Origin of the sequence: Kitasatospora sp. NPDC058444 (genome assembly GCF_042721415.1) — a bacterium.
In the GTDB taxonomy this organism is placed as follows: Bacteria; Actinomycetota; Actinomycetes; order Streptomycetales; family Streptomycetaceae; genus Kitasatospora.
Genome location: NZ_JBHXLL010000054.1, coordinates 32409 through 48117, shown reverse-complemented (window position 1 = coordinate 48117; position 15709 = coordinate 32409). Strand labels below are relative to the sequence as shown.

The following is a 15709-nucleotide window of genomic DNA, read 5'->3' as shown; positions in this document are numbered from 1 at the left end:
GTCCGTTCGTTCGTTCCTCGGTTCGTCCGCTCGTCACACGTTCGCCAGCATCCGCATCAGGTCCACCAGGCCCGCCCCCTGCGCGTACCGCTCCCGGCCGAGGTCGGTGGCGGAGGCGGTGAGCAGGCTCTTGACCTCCCGGGGCCGGCCGATGAACTCCGGGCGGGCGGACAGGAAGGCCGCGATCACCCCGGACACGTGCGGCGCCGCCATCGAGGTGCCGGACAGCTCGGCGTACGTCAGCAGGCTCTCCGGCACCGGGTCCCCCGGGACCAACTTCAGCCCGGCGGAGTCCCGCACCTTGCCGCTGGCCGCCGAGGCGATCCACTCGCCGGGCGCCACGACGTCCGGTTTCATCCGGCCGTCGAGCGTCGGGCCCTTCCCCGACGTCCAGGTGACACCGAACGCGTGCGGTGCCTCCCGGTGGGTGGAGCCGACCGCGATGCAGTCCTCGGTGTGGGCCGGTTCGGTGATCGAGCCCATGATGGCCGAGGTGTCGGCGCTGTCCGTCCGGGCGCCGGAGTTGCCGGCCGAGATCACCACGACCACGCCCGAGGCGACCACCTGGCCCACGGCCTGGCAGAGCGGCGACTGGCCCGCGGCGTACTGCTTGGGCTCCCACACGCAGCCCAGGCTCATGTTGACACCGTGCACGCGCAGCACCGCCGGGTCCACGTTGACCTCGGTCCGCAGATACGTCAGCGCGCGGATGACCGCGCTGGAGGAGGTCACATAGGTGCCCTGGCGGCTGAGCCGCATGACCTTGATGCTGACCAGTTCGCAGTCCGGTGCCATCCCGGACAGCCGGTCCGCGCCCGCCCTGGCGACGAACCCGCCGTCCACGGGCTCGTCCGGCGTCGCCACCCGCGGCGTCATGCCGTCCGGGGTGCAGCCCGCGATGATGCCCGCGACGTGCGTGCCGTGCCCGCAGTCGTCCACGAACGCCGCGTTCTGGCCCGGCGCCCCACCGGGCGGCTGCGCCACCGGGTCGTCCGGGTTCACCAGGAAGCTGAAGTCGCGGTGCAGCCGGGTGGTCCGCCCCTGCGGCAGGTCCTCGCCCCGCCCCTCGGCCGCCAGCTCCAGCCGGGAGAAGTGCGGGTGGGCCGCGTCGATCCCGCTGTCGATGACCGCCCACACGATCCCGCTGCCGCGCGCGTCGTAGGCGCGCCAGGCGGCGTTGGCCTTCACGGTGGGCGCCGAGCGGTCGATCTGGGGATCCAGCGGGTAGTCCGGCCACACCCGGAAGATGGTGGGCGGCCGCCCGGTCCGGGCGGCGGCCTGCCGGTCGTCCTCCACCAGCGAGCGGAGGTCCCCCCGGGAGAGGACGGTCTGGTACAGCTTCGGCGCGACCAGCGCGAGCCCCTGCGGCACCTCGGGCTGCACATGGCTCCCCGAGGTGACCTCCACCGGCCACCACCCGCTCGACCGCCCCGCGTAGTGCTCCCAGAGCGCGTAGAACTCGTCGCGGACGGCCTGCAGTCCGCCGGGAAAGCGCAGGTTCAGCTCGATCAGCATCGGCACCTGCCGGTCCGGGTCGGCCCCGGTCTCCACGGGCACCGCGGCGTCGCGGAGCCCGATGGCCTCACGGACCACGGTGGTGGGCGGGGACAGGTTGAGGTCACCCACGATGGGCGACCTGAAGGGGCTCTCCGGCTCGTACGCCATGACCGTTCTCATCTCCCGGGGCGGGCGCGGCGGCCGACCCGTCGGCGCCACCGCTCCTGCTTGCGAGTGTCAGCCGCTCCCCCACCCCCTGCAACTCGCCGGGGCCGGCCCCGGAACGCGGACGCTCCCGCCATCGCGGAGGTGATGGCGGGAGCGGAGCGACCACGGGAGTCGAGCGCGAACGGGCGCGACGCCACGCCGACGCGGCGGCGAGGATCCGCGCGGGGTCAGTGGAAGCCGAGCGCGGAGGGCGTCACCGCCGGCCGGTCGGCGGGCCGCGGATTCGCCAGGGCCGCGAGGGTCAGCGCCGCGAGCTCCTCCCCGGCCCGTTCGATCCGCGCCGGCAGGCTGTCGGTGCGCGCGTCCCCGGCCCCGCCCCAGTCCTCGGAGGCCGCGAAGACGGCGGTCGGGGCGACCAGGGCGCGCTGGTAGGCGAAGAGCGGGCGCAGCGCGTGCTCCAGGGCCAGGGAGTGGCGCGCGGTGCCGCCGGTCGCGCCGATCAGCACCGGCTTGCCGGCGAGGGCGCCGGGGTCGAGCAGGTCGAAGAACGACTTGAACAGGCCGCTGTAGGAGGCGGAGAAGATCGGGGACACGGCGATCAGCGCGTCCGCCGTGCTCACCTCCTCCAGGACGTCGCCCAGTGCCTGCGAGGGGAAGCCGGAGAGCAGGTGGTGGGCGATGGGGGTGGCCAGCGGGCGCAGTTCGTGCATCCGCACCTGGACTTCCCGGCCGGTGCGGCCCAGGTGGGCGGAGGCGGCCTCGGCGAGGCGGTCCGCCAGCAGGCGGGTGGAGGAGGGCAGGCTGAGGCCGCCCGAGATCACGGCGAGGGTGATCGGCGAGGTCGGTTCCATGGGGGATTCCGTTCCGGTCAGGAGGCGGCGGGGACGGTGTCCCGGAGCGTGGCGTGGGTGGGGGCGTCGGGGACGGTCGCGGGCCGGCCCTTGGCGAACTCCTCGCGGAGCACGGGCACGACCTCCTCGCCGAGGATGTCGAGCTGCTCCAGCACCGTCTTCAGCGGCAGGCCGGCGTGGTCCATCAGGAACAGCTGGCGCTGGTAGTCGCCGACGGCCTCGCGGAAGCCGAGGGTGCGCTCGATGACCTCCTGGGGGCTGCCCACGGTCAGCGGGGTCTGCTCGGTGAACTCCTCCAGCGAGGGCCCGTGCCCGTACACCGGCGCGTTGTCGAAGTACGGACGGAACTCGCGCACCGCGTCCTGGGAGTTCTTCCGCATGAACACCTGCCCGCCGAGGCCGACGATCGCCTGCTCGGGGGTGCCGTGGCCGTGGTGGGCGTAGCGCTCGCGGTAGAGCTCGACCATCCGCCGGGTGTGCTCCTGGGGCCAGAAGATGTTGTTGTGGAAGAAGCCGTCACCGTAGTAGGCGGCCTGCTCGGCGATCTCGGGGCTGCGGATCGAGCCGTGCCAGACGAACGGCGGCACGCCGTCCAGCGGACGGGGCGTGGCCGTGAAGGCCTGCAGCGGGGTGCGGAAGCGGCCCTCCCAGTCGACCACGTCCTCGCGCCACAGGCGGTGCAGCAGCGCGTAGTTCTCCACCGCGAGCGGGATGCCCTGGCGGATGTCCTGGCCGAACCACGGGTAGACCGGGCCGGTGTTGCCGCGCCCGAGCATCAGGTCGACGCGGCCGTCGGCGACGTGCTGGAGCATCGCGTAGTCCTCGGCGATCTTCACCGGGTCGTTGGTGGTGATCAGCGTGGTCGCGGTGGACAGGACGATCCGCTCGGTCCTGGCGGCGATCCAGCCCAGCATGGTCGTCGGCGAGGACGGGACGAACGGCGGGTTGTGGTGCTCGCCCATCGCGAAGACGTCCAGGCCGACCTCCTCGGCCTTGAGCGCGATCGCCAGCATCGCCTTGATCCGCTCGCGCTCGCTCGGCGCCCGTCCCGTGGTCGGATCGACCGTCACGTCACCGACGCTGAATATCCCGAACTGCATGGGCTGTTGCCTTTCCACTGACTGATCGCGGCCCGGATCGGGCCACTCGACGCAACCTAGGCGGCAGCGGGCGCGCGAACGGCGTGGCAGCGCATCGCCGGTTGCCCGGCAGCGCACTGCGACGCCGCCCGGGGCCCGATGAGCGTGACCGTGCGCTGTGGGGACAGTCCTGGGCGCGGACGCGCCACCACGGGCTCGGGCCCCTGGAAGGGAAACCTTCCAGGGGCCCGAGCCAGTCGGTGCGCCACCGCAGCGGCGGCAGCTCCCCTGGCGGGTGCGGTCAGCGGACCCGGGCGGGATCGGGGTCGGTCCGGGGCGCGCCGTCGTCGCCTTCCAGGAAGTGCTCCAGCCTGGTGAGCAGCCCGGCGAGGGCGCGGTGCTCCGCCTCGTCGAGCCCGGCCATCAACCGCTGTTCCATCAGGTGGTGCCGGGCGATGACCTGGTCGACGAGGTGCAGGCCGCGTTCGGTGAGCCTGAGGTGGATGATGCGGCGGTCCCGCTGGTCGCGTTCGCGGGCGATCAGCCCCTTGCGTTCCAGCTGGTTCGCGCGGGCCGTCATACCGGAGCCGGTGACCCTCTCGCCGGCGGCCAGTTGTCCGGTGGTCAGGCAGTGGAAGGGCCCGGCCTGGCGCAGGACGGCGAGGACGTGGAAGTGGGCGACGGTGAGCCCGTGCTCCTTGAGGGCGGGCGCCAGTTGCTCCTTCCAGAGCCCGATGATGCGGTACATGCGGTCGAGCGGCCGTACGGGCGGGGCCGACGGGAGCGGGGGTGCGGGCGCGTCCTGGAGCATGACGGTTCTCTCGGTGGTGCTGGTTCGTCTGGTTGCCGGTCCGCAGCCGGTGGCCGTCCGGGACGGCGCCCGGCGGACCGGCCGTCGTGGCGCGGGTCCGGGTCAGGCCCTCTGCGGGCCGGACCCGGACCCGTCACGGGCGGGTCAGGCGGCCGCCGGGGCCGGCTGCGGCGCGTGGGAGGGGCTGCGGTGCAGCCCCTTGCGGTCGTAGAGGCGGGTGACGGCGAGGCCGAGGGCGACGGAGATCACGAAGCCGAGGCCGACCATGGCCCAGGCCCGGCCGAGCCCGGCGTCGGCCTGCGCGCCGAAGTAGAGGATGGAGCGGACTCCGTCGACCACCTGGCGGAAGGGCTCGAAGTCGGCCAGGAACCGGTAGAAGTCCGGCAGTGCCTGCAGCGGGATGGTGGCCCCGGCGGAGGGGATCGCCAGGCCGATCAGCACCAGCATGGACATGATCGGGCCCGGGGTGCCGAAGGCGGCGAGCAGCGCCAGCGCCGTGATGCCCATCGCGGCCGTCGCGCAGGTCCCGAAGAGCCAGAGCATGGGCAGGTGGGAGGCGTCGATGCCGATGACGCCGACGGCCGCGGCCATCGCGAGGGCCGAGGTCAGCGCGGAGACGGCGACCATGATCACCGAGGAGACCACGAAGTGGCGGGTCCGGCTGATGTGCTGGGCGGGTGCCGTGCTGCGGAACGGACCCTTCTCACTGGAGATGTAGCCGAGCGAGGTGTCCACCTGGGTGTGGATCACGTTCGCGCCGAGCATGCCGCCCAGGACCAGGACGAGGGTGTAGAAGAAGGCGCTCAGGCCCAGGCCGCTGTGGTGGCCGAGCGGGTGGCCCTCCTGGACCACGGCCTTGATCGGGTCGGTGACCATCAGCTGGGCCGCGGCGCCCGGCGCGGCCTGGTGGGCGGCGGAGGCGTCCGCCGCGGGCCGGCCCGCCTGGGCCGCGGCCTGCTGCGCGGCCTGCTGCTTCGCGAGCTGCTCGGTGAGCTGGTGGCCGACCTGGACGGAGGTGGCCTGGACGACCTTGCGGTTGATCTCCGTCGCCATGGAGGAGCCGAAGCTTCCGGCCGCGGGGTTGGTCAGCACCGTGATGGTCGGGGGGTGCGGATCCTGCTGGGCCGGTCCGGCGAGCGCGGCGACCGAGGCGGAGAAGTCGTCCGGGATGACGAGCGCCCCGAACACCTTGTCCTTGCTCAGGAGCTCGTCGGCGGCGGCCCGGTCGACCTGCTTCCAGGCGACCTTGCCCTTCAGGTCCTCGGATCCGGTGACCTGCGCGACGATCTGCGCACCCATGTCGATCCGCTGACCGGCCACCTGGACGCCGCGGTCCGCGTTGACCAGCGCGATCGGCATGTCCTTGGTCGAACCGACCGGGTCGTTGTTGGCGCCCAGGTAGAGCAGGGACAGGACGAAGGACAGCACGCCGACGATCACCGCCGACGGCAGCCACAGGCTCTTCCTGCTCAGCAGTCCGCGGGCGCTCACGCCCATGACACGGCTCGGCTCAGACATCGCTCCTCCCGAGGCTCCGAGGCGAGGCGGGGGTCGCGGCGTGGCGCCCGGTTCCGGTGGGGCTGGGGGCTGGCATGGTGCTCCGGTTGCGGTAGCGCGCCGTGACGGCGCTGAAGGCAGGGACGTACAGCGGGTTCCGAGCGTTTCAGCTGGTCGACAGCCTGCTTGGAACCTTCACTATCTAGCTTGATAGTGGCACTATCAGTGGAGGGAGTCCATTCGACGGCCTGCGAGACTGATCACAGACACCGAGTCCGAGCGAGAGCGCGCATGAAGATCTCCGACCTGAGCCGGCAGTCCGGGACACCGGTCGCCACCATCAAGTACTACGTACGCGAGGGCCTGCTGCCGCCCGGGCAGCCGCTCGGCGCCACGCTCACCCTCTACGGCGACGAACACGTCCAGCGCCTGCGGCTGATCCGCGCCCTGACCGCCCGCGGCGGCCTCTCCATCGCCGCCACCCGCGACGTCCTCGCCGCGATCGACCAGCCCCTCGACCCGCTCGCCACGCTCGGGGTCGTCCACTACGCCCTGCCCACACCCGTCGACGCCGCCGAGACGGACGCGGTGGACGAACAGACCCACCGGGTCGACGAACTGCTCGACGCCATGGGCTGGGACGTCTCCGCGGACTCGCCGCACCGCCGGGCCCTCGCCGCAAGCCTGATGGACCTCGACCGCCTCGGCGTCAGCTACCGCACCCAGGACCTCCTCCCCTACGCCGAGGTCGCCGCCACCGCCGCACGGCTCGACCTCGACCAGCTGGAGGACATCGAGGACCGCGCGCGGCTCGTCGAACACGCCGCCATCGTCGTCCTGCTCCTCGAACCGGTCCTCGCCCTCCTGCGCCGCCTCGCCCAGGAACACGAGTCCCAGCGCCGCACCGCCTGGGCCCGGACCACCGAACAACCGGAGGAGGACGGCTGAGCCGACAGGCCTCCCGGCACCGAGGCCGACCCGCCGCGGTACCGTCCCACCATGATCGGCTCCGCACCGGTACGCCTCGCGACCTTCAACGTCCTGCACGGGCAGCGGCTGCCGGACGACGGCCGGCCGCCGACGGCGGCCTCCGGCACCGCCCCCATCCACCCGCTCGTGGACGCCGTCGTGTCCCTGGACGCCGACGTGGTGGCGCTCCAGGAGCTCGACCGCTTCCAGGAGCGCTCGGGCCGGGTGGACCAGGCACGGGCGGTCGCCGAGGCCACCGGCGCCGCGCACTGGCGCTACGCCTCGGCCGTCCACGCCCGGTCCCTGCCGGGCCGGACCTGGGTCCGCGACCGGTCCGAACCCGGGCTCCGGGTGTACGGCCCGCAGGGCGTGGGGCACCACGGAGAGGTTCCCTCGCACGGCATCGCGCTGCTGTCCCGACTGCCGGTCCTGAGCTGGCGGGCCCGGCGGTTCGGCGAGCCTCCCGTCGCCGTGCCGCTGCGCGCGGCCGGGCGGGCGGGCGGGCCTCACGGTGATCCGCGACCATCCTCGCGCCGCACTGGCCGCCGTGCTGGAAGGGCGGCGCGGCCCGTTCACCGCGGTGGCGCTGCACCTGTCGTTCGTCCCGGGGTGGAACGTCCGTCAACTCCTCGCCGTGCACGGCTGGATCGCCGACCTGCCCCGGCCGCACGTCCTGCTGGGCGACTTCAACATGTTCGGCGCGGTTCCCGTGGCCGCGCTCGGCGCGGCCGGGCTCCTCTCCTCGTCGAGGACCCCGAAGTCCCGGCGCGGGCCGGCGGACCGGTCCGACTGGCACCGGATCGCCCGGGTCCGGACCTTTCCGTCGCACCGCCCGCTGGTGCAGCTCGACCACGTCCTCGCGGCCGGGCTCGAACCGCACCAGGCGGCTTCGGTGCGGGCGCCCAGGACGCCGATCTCGGACCACCGGCCCGTGGTGGTCGAGCTGCCGCTGTAGGTCGGGCCCGTCCTCCCCTCGGGTGGGACGGGAGGACGGGCCCGACCGGTCAGCGGCCGGTCACCAGCGCGTCACCGGCGAACGGTGCCGCTCCTGGCCGGGTGCGGTGACGACGACCGGCCCGGTACTGGAGGGAACGGTGCCCGCCCGGACGGGGAGGCCGCCCGCGACGGCGTACATGGCCTCGTCGAAGGCCTGGCCGCCGGTCGGCGTCCGGCCGACCGCGAAGACGGCCACGGCACTGCCGTGGAGGACCGACGTCGAGAGGTAGTCGCCGACCATGCCGCCCCCGCTCGTGGCGGCGATCCGGGACAGCGACATCGGGCCGGCGACGGTCCGCGGCGCGGTCCAGGTGGCGCCCCCGTCGGTGGAGGAGACGAAGCCGACCTCCAACCGGCAGGTGTCGGCGGTGCAGTCCGCGTTCGGGTAGAAGTAGTAGTACAGCCCGAGCTTGGCGGTGCGACCGGCGGTGGTGCTGTCGACGCCGAGGCCGGGGATGAAGTGGTCGACCCCGCTGGTGGTGGGGTCGATCGGCACCCGGGTCACGGCCGACCAGGTACTGCCGTCGGCCGAGCTCGCGTAGACGATGTCGTTGGCCGCGCAGCCGGTCCGGAAGCGGCAGTCCTGCCAGGCGACGTAGACCCTGCCCTCGGCGTCGATCTCCGCCGAGGGCAGGCCCTCACCGTCGCGCAGCCCGCCCGCGACCTCGTGCGCGACGACGTCGGCGACCAGGACCGTGGAGCTCCAGGACCTGCCGCCGTCGGTGGAGCTGAAGGAGCGGATCGAGGTGGTGTCGGTCGAGAACGGGACCACGACCGTCCCGTCGGGCCGCACCAGCGGCTGGCCGCCGAGGCCCAGGTTGACGCCGGACGGGCCGGTCGGCGCGGACCAGGTGGCACCGCCGTCCCGGGAGGCGGACATGATCATCAGGTTGTCCGAGGACGGGACGTCGACCTCGACGTAGCAGGTGCCGAAGTACGGGCTGGTCGGAGTGTTGTCGCAGACGATCCACTCCTTGTCGTAGGCCTGGCCGTCGTGGCCGACCGCCCGCACCGGGTCCTGCCAGTGCAGGCCGTCGGCGGAGCGGCTGACGGTCACACCCACCGGATTGCGCCCCGAGTCGATGACCAGGCCGGCCACCATCCAGGTGCCGTGCCTGGCGTCGTAGGCGACCGCGGGGTCCGACGCGCGGGCCCAACTGCCGCCGCCCTGGTGGGTGGTGAGGCCGGGCAGCATGCCGCTCTGCCAGCTGAAGCCGCCGTCCAGCGAGGTGCTCCAGCCGAGGCCGGCCGCCCCGCCGTCGGTGAACCGCCCCACCTGGGCGGCGGAGACGATCGTGCCGCCGTAGGCGAAGGTGTCGGGCTCCACCTCGGTGGCGAACTGGCTGCCGGCGCTGGTGAACGGGTCGCTGCTCACCCGGACCAGGCCCGGTCCGCCACCGTTGACGGCCAGGGTGATCGGGTCGGTGCCGGACGCGGCGCCGCCGGCGCCACGGGACGACGGGGCGGACGCGCCGGCCGGGCTCGCGTTCCAGGCCGCGCCGACCAGGACGAGGGCGGCCGCCGCGACGGCGGCGAACGGCCTGCGCCAGGGGGTGGGGGTGCGCGGGTGCTTCATCCGAAGCTCCTTCGCGTGGGGAGGTGGTACGGACGACCCGGCGGGTGCGGCGAACCGCACCTCGTGGTCCTTGCCCTTGCCCCGGTGCTCGGGCTCGGGCGCGATGACGGCGGCAGCCGCCGGGCCGCTCAGCGACGTGGGGGTGTCGTGACGGCCGGCGGCGCGGGAGTCGGCGGACCGCGCGAACGCGGCGATCCGTCCTCTTCTCAGGGGGAACGTGAAACGGAACATCCCTCCGACCGCCGGGGATCCCGGCAGACGCAAGGGCGAAGGGCGCTCACACGGCGGTGCACACGTGTTCGCAAATCGGAAGTGTGAGCCGGATCATGACATCGCACAAGATGTACGACCAAAACTCGCGGAACGACGCCGCCGGCGTTTACTCCCTTGCGGGGAAAGGGAATTGAGCCGATGCACAGGCCCCGCACCCAGTGGCTGTCAGCGGGCTCTGCCAGGATGTCGACGTGCCCGACTACGACCTGACCCGCCTCGGGTCCCGCGCTTTCGAACAGATGGTGGTGGCGCTTGCCCGGAGGGTCCTCGGGCCGGGTGTCCAGGCTTTCGGCGACGGGCCCGACGGTGGCCGGGAAGCGACCTTCGAGGGAACGATCCGCTGGTCGGCGACATCCTCCGGGACCGCGTCCTCCGGGATCTCATCCGCCGGGGTCGATTCGACGTCCGAGGTCTGGACGGGTTTCACCGTCCTGCAGGCGAAGTTTCAGGTGAAGCCGAAGTCGACCGCCCAGGCCAACGGGCTGTGGCTGAAGGAGGAGATCCGCAAGGAGATCGACGGCTGGGCCGACGCCGCCGCGAGGAACACCCGCACCCGCCTCCCCGAGTACCTCGTCTTCGTCAGCAACGTCGAACTGTCCTCCTCCGCCCGAACCGGCGGGATCGACCGGCTCGACGCCTATGTGACGGGAAGGCTGGCGGAGGTCGCACGATCCGGCGTCGGCCTGGCGGTCAAGGGGTTCGTGATCTGGCACGCCGACCAGCTCAGGTCCATGCTGGACGCCGACAGGGACGTCCGGCAGGCCTTCCCGGCACTGCTCAGTGTGACCGACGTGCTCTCCCTGCTGGGCCCCAGGACCGCGGGACCGGGCCTGCTGGAGACGGAGGAGCCCGTCCCCGGAGGAGCCCCGGGACCGCTGACGCGGCACATCGACCGGCTCACGGACCCGTTCGAACTGGAGGTCCACCGCGCCATCGCCCCGTCGACGGACGAGATCGTTCCCGCACTGCCGGCCTACGTCGAGCGGGAGCACGATCTCGTCCTGGCCGAGGTCGCCGCGCGGGCGGTGGCGGGGCGCAGCGGCCTCGCCGTCCTGGTCGGTGACTCGTCGACGGGCAAGACCCGTTCCTGCTGGGAGCTGATCCACGGGCTCCCGCCCGGATGGCGTCTGTGGCATCCGATCTCGCCCAGCCCGGCCGAGGCGCTGCTGGCCGATCTGCCGCACGTGCCGCCGCGCACGGTGATCTGGCTGAACGACCTTCAGCAGTACCTGCTGACGCCGCCGAACGGTGTCGGTTCCCGGGTCGCCGCCGCCTTGCGGGCGCTGCTGCGCCGGGAGGGCGCCGCCCCGGTCCTGGTCCTGGGGACGATCTGGCCCAAGGAATGGGACGAGCTCACACGTCCGCCGGGCGCGCTCGGCCAGGATCCCCACGCCCAGGCCCGCGCTCTGCTCCGCGGCCACGACATCGAGGTTCCGGACGCGTTCAACGAGTCCGATCTGACCAGGCTGCGGGCCGAGGCGGCCGGCGACTCCCGGCTCCGGCGAGCACTGGAACGCGCCGAATCCGGCATGATCACCCAGTACTTGGCCGGCGCCCCGGTCATCCTGGAACGCTACCGCCATGCCCGGCCCGCGGCGCGGGCCCTGATGGACGCGGCCATCGACGCCCGCCGCCTCGGCCTCGGATCACCGATTCCCGAGGAGTTGCTGGAACGCGCCGTACCGGGCTACCTGACGGACCACCAGTGGGACTCGGTCGCGGACGACTGGTTCGGCACGGCACTCGCCTATGCCACGGCCCCGTGCCTGGGAGCGCCCGGCCCGCTCGCCCGGATTCGACCGCGCCCGGGGGACGCGGCTCCCGAGCGGCCGCGCTACCGGCTCGCCGACTACCTGGAGCAGTCCGGCCGGGCCCAACGGGCGGACAGCGCCGGCACGGCCTCCCTCTGGGACGCCCTCGTGCTGCACGCGCCCGAGGCCGACCGCCCGGCGCTCGCCGCGGAGGCCGCGGACCGCTTCCTCTACGGCCCGGCGGTCAGGCTCCACGCCGAGGCGGTCGACAACGGGGACGGTGCCGCGGCCCGCGCCGTCGCCGAGCTCCTCGCCGAGACCGGCTGCCGCCAGGAAGCCGTGGACCACTACGTCACGGCCGCGTACCGAGGGGACATCCCGTCCATCCGCGAGGTCGCGAGGGGACTCGAGGACGCCGAAGCGGAGGACGAAGCCGCGCATGTCCGGGAGATGGGGGTCAAGCTGGGCGACGATCACTCCCGGGAGGCGCGGGCGAGGGTCCTGATCGCTCAGGGCGAGACGGATGCGGCCCTCCCCTACCTGGCGGACGCGGTCACGGGCGGGTCCGTGTCGGCCCTGCTGATGCTCGCCGACCTCATGGCCGACACGCGCGGCCCGCAGAGCGCCGCCGCATGGGTCCGGCGGCAGGCCGCCGAGAACGAAGGCCCGTTCGCGCGGGCAGCCGGAAGGTGGCTGCTCCACCACGGGTTCACCGACGACGGCCACGCCCTCCTGCGGAAGGCGATCACGGTCGGATCGGATCCCGACCTGTCGTGGATCACGGCCTTCCTCGCCGAGAGGCGGGAGGAACGACGAATCGACGACCTCCTCCGCCACGTCTTCACCGCCGAGTCCGAGATGGATTCCCCCGAACTGGACTGGCTGGCGGAGCAGTCGCTCGTCGAACCCGCCCTCGACTGGCTGCACGGGAGGGCCGCCTCGGATGCGCTCGACCCCACCAGGACGATCTCCCGTGTCCTGTGGCACGTCGAGCGGCACGACGAGGGGATCGCCCATCTCCTCGGAGCTCTCGACCCGGACGACACCTTCCAGTTGCGGCACCTCGCCGGTTGGCTGAAGAAGGCGGGTCGGTTCGTCGAGGCGTACGCGTTCGACCTCCGCGCCGCCGAGCAGGGCCACCCCGACGCGATGTCCGGTGTCGCACAGTGGCTGGAGACGCGGGGGCGCCACGCGGAAGCACTGCGGGAGTACCAGCGCGCGGTCCGGGCGACGGCCCGGGCGGCGCACACCGGCAGGCACCTCTCCGTCTGGGCGATCGCCGCCCTGCTCGAACGGAAGATGGGGGCTCCGGGAGAGGTGATCTCCGACGTGCCCGATCCGATGGACCGGGCGATCCACCTGCTGCGCCGCGAGTCGGGGCCCCACGCGGCCGAGGATTGGCTCCTGCGGCAGGCCGAGGCCGGGCACCCGGCGGCGCTGGGCCGGGCCGTCGAGCTCCTCGCTTCCCAGGGGATGGAGGAGAAGGCCGAGCGCCTGCGCCGGTACGGGATCCAACCGGGCGGCCTCGTCGCCGCACCGTGGTCACCACCGGTTCTGGACATGGAGGCCCTTGACTGACGCCTCCGCCGCACGGGTGCCGTGGCCCCGGGTCCTCGTCCCGTCCGGGCGAGGACCCGGGGCCACCGGGGCGCTCAGGGCGTCACGCGGGGAACGGCCAGGTCGGGCACCACGGCCAGACGATCTGGCCGGGGACCGGCGGGCCCCACGGCGGGCAGCTCGGGAGGGGCGCCGGGGTGGACGGGGCGGAGGTCCACAGGACCTTGCCGTTCAGGGCGACCGCGATCACGCCCTCGTTGTAGATGTCCAGCTCGGCACCCCAGCGGCCGCCCGTCTGGCTGTTCCACAGCGGCGTGTTGGCGGCGGAGTACACCACGAGGTTGCCGTCGCCCTGCATGACCAGCACGTTGCCGTCGGGCATGGCGCCGGGGGCCACCCAGACCGGCTTGTTGTCGCGGTAGAGCACCACGTTGCCGTCGCCCTGCATGGCGAACATGACCCGGCCGTCCGGCGAGTACCAGGCCTGGTTGCGGGAGATCGAGGTGTTGCCCGGGATGCGGGTGGGCGTGGACAGCGCCGCGGCCGCGGCGGCCGGCGCCTCGGCGCTCGCGCGGGCGACCGGGGACGGCGCCGCCGGGGCGGCGTGGGCGGTCCCGGCGGTGAGGGTGGCGAACCCGACGGCGGCGACGGCCGCCAGGGCGGCAACCCGGGTACGGAGAGTGGTCATGACGGGTCTTCGGATCCTTCCGGACGGAGACGGCCGGCCACGGGGGACCGCCGTTGGGGCGGCGCGTCAGTTCGGTCCTGCGCGCCGGGCGCCCAGGCTATGGCCGCCCTCCCGGGAGGCTGCGGCAGCTCCACCGGCAGCTTCCCGGCACCCGCGCCCCCTCGCACGCCGGTTGCTCGCCGGTTGCTCACCGTCACCCCTCCCCGTCTTGTGCGCACCGGTACGATTTCCTCACCGGCCGGCCCGATGGAGCTCCATCTCCCCACCGCTCCACCGGACTTCGCCGGTTCAGGATTCGGAGACCAGCCCCCTCTGGAGCGAAGCAGATGACCTCACCCGAGCCCCACCCGGCCTTCCAGTCCTCCCCCGGCGCCGCCGTGCCGCCCTGGCTGGCGCAGGTGTCGGAGGTGCTGTCCGACGGCTTGGGCGGCGCCGACGCGGCGAGGGCCTGGGAACGACGGGTGCGCCGGGAGGTGGAGCGGCTGGACGGCCGGGTGCCCTTCCGCGTGGTCCATGACTGGTACTGCGCCGCCGTCGGCCCGATGCTGGCCGAGGCGGGTGCACGGCGCGGCGGGTCCGTCGCGCCGCAGCAGGGCGTACTGGCCTTGCACGGGAGCGCCCTGGACGGCGGTCGGATCGACGAGAGCACCTGGCGGGCGGCGCTCGAACCGGAGTTGCGGGAGCTCTTCCACCACGCGTACCCGTACGCCGAGGCCCACGCCACGGCCGCTTCCGCCGCCGGCTCCTACGCGCTGGCCAACGGCTACGACGCGGCCGAGGCCGCCCGGTACGGCGAGACCTACGCGGAGCTCAACACCGCGGCCAACGTGCGGGCCCATGCCGACGCCAACGCCCTGGCCAACGCGGCCGCCGTGGCGGCCGCGTACGCGGCGGCGGACCCGGACGCCTACGCGGCGACCTGGCCGTCCGCCCGGGTCCGCGCGGTGGTGCGGGTGCATGCCGACCCGCGGGACGAGCAGGGCGAGCGCGCCGCCTGGGCGCGGCTGGCCGACGGCCTCGCCGCCTGCCTGGCCCGCGCGGACGCGGCCTGACCCGGCCCGGACCCGGACCCGGCACCCGGTCGGGTCCGGGCCGGGTGCCGGGTGCCGGGCCGGCTCAGCCCTTGAGCGGCCCACCGTTGATGGCGACCCGGCGGCCGTAGCGGGTGTGCGGGTAGTAGTCGTACGTGGCGTGGTGCTGGACGCAGCGGTTGTCCCAGAACACCAGTGTGTTCGGGGCCCAGCGGATGCGGCAGGTCAGCAGGGGCCGCTGGGCGGGCAGCGCGCAGAGCAGGTCGAGCAGGGCCCGGCTCTCGTCGGGCGACAGCTGGGGGATGCGCGCGGTGTAGGCCTTGTTGACGTAGAGGATCCTGCGGTCGGTCTCGGGGTGGCGCACCACCAGGGGGTGCTCGCTCTTGGGGATCACGTACCCCTCGGGCGGGGTGTAGCCCTGGAAGGCGACGAGGCCGTCGTGTACCGCGGTCAGGCCGTCGAGCAGCCCGCGCATCGTCGGGGACAGCATCTCGTACGCCAGGTGCATGTTGGCGAACAGGGTGTCGCCGCCGCTGCCCGGTTCCGGCACGCGGGTGATGTAGAGCATCGACCCGAGCGAGGGTTCGGCGTCGGCGGTGCCGTCGGCGTGCCAGCCGTTGCCGGCGACGTTGTCCGCCTCGGCGCCGGTGCTGATCTCCAGGACGTACGGATCGGCGTCGACCGGCGGCGGGTTGACCGGGCGCAGTTCGCCGAAGTGCCCGGCGAAGCGCTTGTGGTCCTCGTCCGTCAGCTGCTGGTCGCGCAGGACCAGGACGTGGTGGTCGAGGAACGCCTGCTTCAGTTCGGCCAGTTGGTCGTCCGGCAGCTCCTTCGAGAGGTCGACGCCGGAGACCTCGGCGCCGATCACCGGGGTGACCGGGTCGACCGTGATGGTCCGGTACTCCCTGGCGGGCCTGGTGGTGACGGCCCTGACGGCGTCCAGCTCGTACTGCTCCATGACCTGC

Annotated in this window: 12 protein-coding genes; 4 read left to right on the top strand and 8 right to left on the bottom strand. The window is 73.4% G+C overall.

Going from position 1 to position 15709, the window contains the following annotated elements; genetic code table 11:
- Window positions 1–33: 33 nt before the first annotated feature.
- The 5 genes from ACFWP2_RS35280 to ACFWP2_RS35260 form a co-directional block, all read right to left on the bottom strand.
- Complete coding sequence (locus ACFWP2_RS35280) at window positions 34–1665, bottom strand: S8 family peptidase (RefSeq protein WP_380459358.1); 1632 nt, start codon at window positions 1663–1665, stop codon at window positions 34–36.
- A 227-nt stretch (window positions 1666–1892) separates the two neighbouring features.
- The gene (locus tag ACFWP2_RS35275) at window positions 1893–2516 is read right to left on the bottom strand and encodes an FMN reductase (protein WP_380459355.1); all 624 of its coding nucleotides are present in this window, start codon (window positions 2514–2516) and stop codon (window positions 1893–1895) included.
- A 17-nt stretch (window positions 2517–2533) separates the two neighbouring features.
- Window positions 2534–3616, bottom strand: coding sequence for an LLM class flavin-dependent oxidoreductase (locus ACFWP2_RS35270; protein ID WP_380459352.1), 1083 nt, complete (start codon window positions 3614–3616; stop codon window positions 2534–2536).
- Between the two features lie 280 nt (window positions 3617–3896).
- On the bottom strand, window positions 3897–4406 hold the full coding sequence (locus tag ACFWP2_RS35265) for a MarR family winged helix-turn-helix transcriptional regulator (RefSeq protein WP_380459350.1): 510 nt from the start codon (window positions 4404–4406) through the stop codon (window positions 3897–3899).
- A 144-nt stretch (window positions 4407–4550) separates the two neighbouring features.
- A complete protein-coding gene (locus tag ACFWP2_RS35260) occupies window positions 4551–5924 on the bottom strand; it encodes a DUF3533 domain-containing protein (RefSeq protein WP_380459347.1) in 1374 nt (457 codons plus the stop codon).
- Between the two features lie 270 nt (window positions 5925–6194).
- Here ACFWP2_RS35260 and ACFWP2_RS35255 point away from each other — a divergent pair, with 270 nt between their 5' ends.
- Together ACFWP2_RS35255 and ACFWP2_RS35250 are read left to right on the top strand one after the other, a co-directional pair.
- Window positions 6195–6851: a MerR family transcriptional regulator gene (locus ACFWP2_RS35255; RefSeq protein ID WP_380459345.1), complete on the top strand. Its 657-nt coding sequence runs from the start codon at window positions 6195–6197 to the stop codon at window positions 6849–6851.
- 51 nt (window positions 6852–6902) lie between these two features.
- Window positions 6903–7937: an endonuclease/exonuclease/phosphatase family protein gene (locus ACFWP2_RS35250; protein WP_380459342.1), complete on the top strand. Its 1035-nt coding sequence runs from the start codon at window positions 6903–6905 to the stop codon at window positions 7935–7937.
- Here the strand turns inward: ACFWP2_RS35250 and ACFWP2_RS35245 are convergent.
- Complete coding sequence (locus ACFWP2_RS35245; protein WP_380459340.1) at window positions 7888–9444, bottom strand: sialidase family protein; 1557 nt, start codon at window positions 9442–9444, stop codon at window positions 7888–7890. The two genes, ACFWP2_RS35250 and ACFWP2_RS35245, sit on opposite strands and share 50 nt — an antisense overlap.
- A gap of 722 nt (window positions 9445–10166) precedes the next feature.
- On the opposite strand from ACFWP2_RS35245, the gene ACFWP2_RS35240 reads away from it, so the two are divergent.
- Window positions 10167–13046, top strand: coding sequence for a hypothetical protein (locus ACFWP2_RS35240; protein WP_380459337.1), 2880 nt, complete (start codon window positions 10167–10169; stop codon window positions 13044–13046).
- Window positions 13047–13128: 82 nt separating this feature from the next.
- On the opposite strand, the gene ACFWP2_RS35235 is transcribed toward ACFWP2_RS35240, so the two are convergent.
- Window positions 13129–13713 carry a hypothetical protein gene (locus ACFWP2_RS35235; protein ID WP_380459334.1) on the bottom strand — a complete coding sequence of 195 codons (585 nt, stop codon included), beginning with the start codon at window positions 13711–13713 and terminating at the stop codon, window positions 13129–13131.
- Between the two features lie 326 nt (window positions 13714–14039).
- Between ACFWP2_RS35235 and ACFWP2_RS35230 the strand changes: the two genes are divergently transcribed.
- On the top strand, window positions 14040–14765 hold the full coding sequence (locus ACFWP2_RS35230; protein WP_380459332.1) for a SpcZ: 726 nt from the start codon (window positions 14040–14042) through the stop codon (window positions 14763–14765).
- A gap of 64 nt (window positions 14766–14829) precedes the next feature.
- Here ACFWP2_RS35230 and ACFWP2_RS35225 read toward each other — a convergent pair whose 3' ends face one another.
- The gene (locus ACFWP2_RS35225; protein WP_380459329.1) at window positions 14830–15702 is read right to left on the bottom strand and encodes a TauD/TfdA dioxygenase family protein; all 873 of its coding nucleotides are present in this window, start codon (window positions 15700–15702) and stop codon (window positions 14830–14832) included.
- Window positions 15703–15709: the final 7 nt, after the last annotated feature.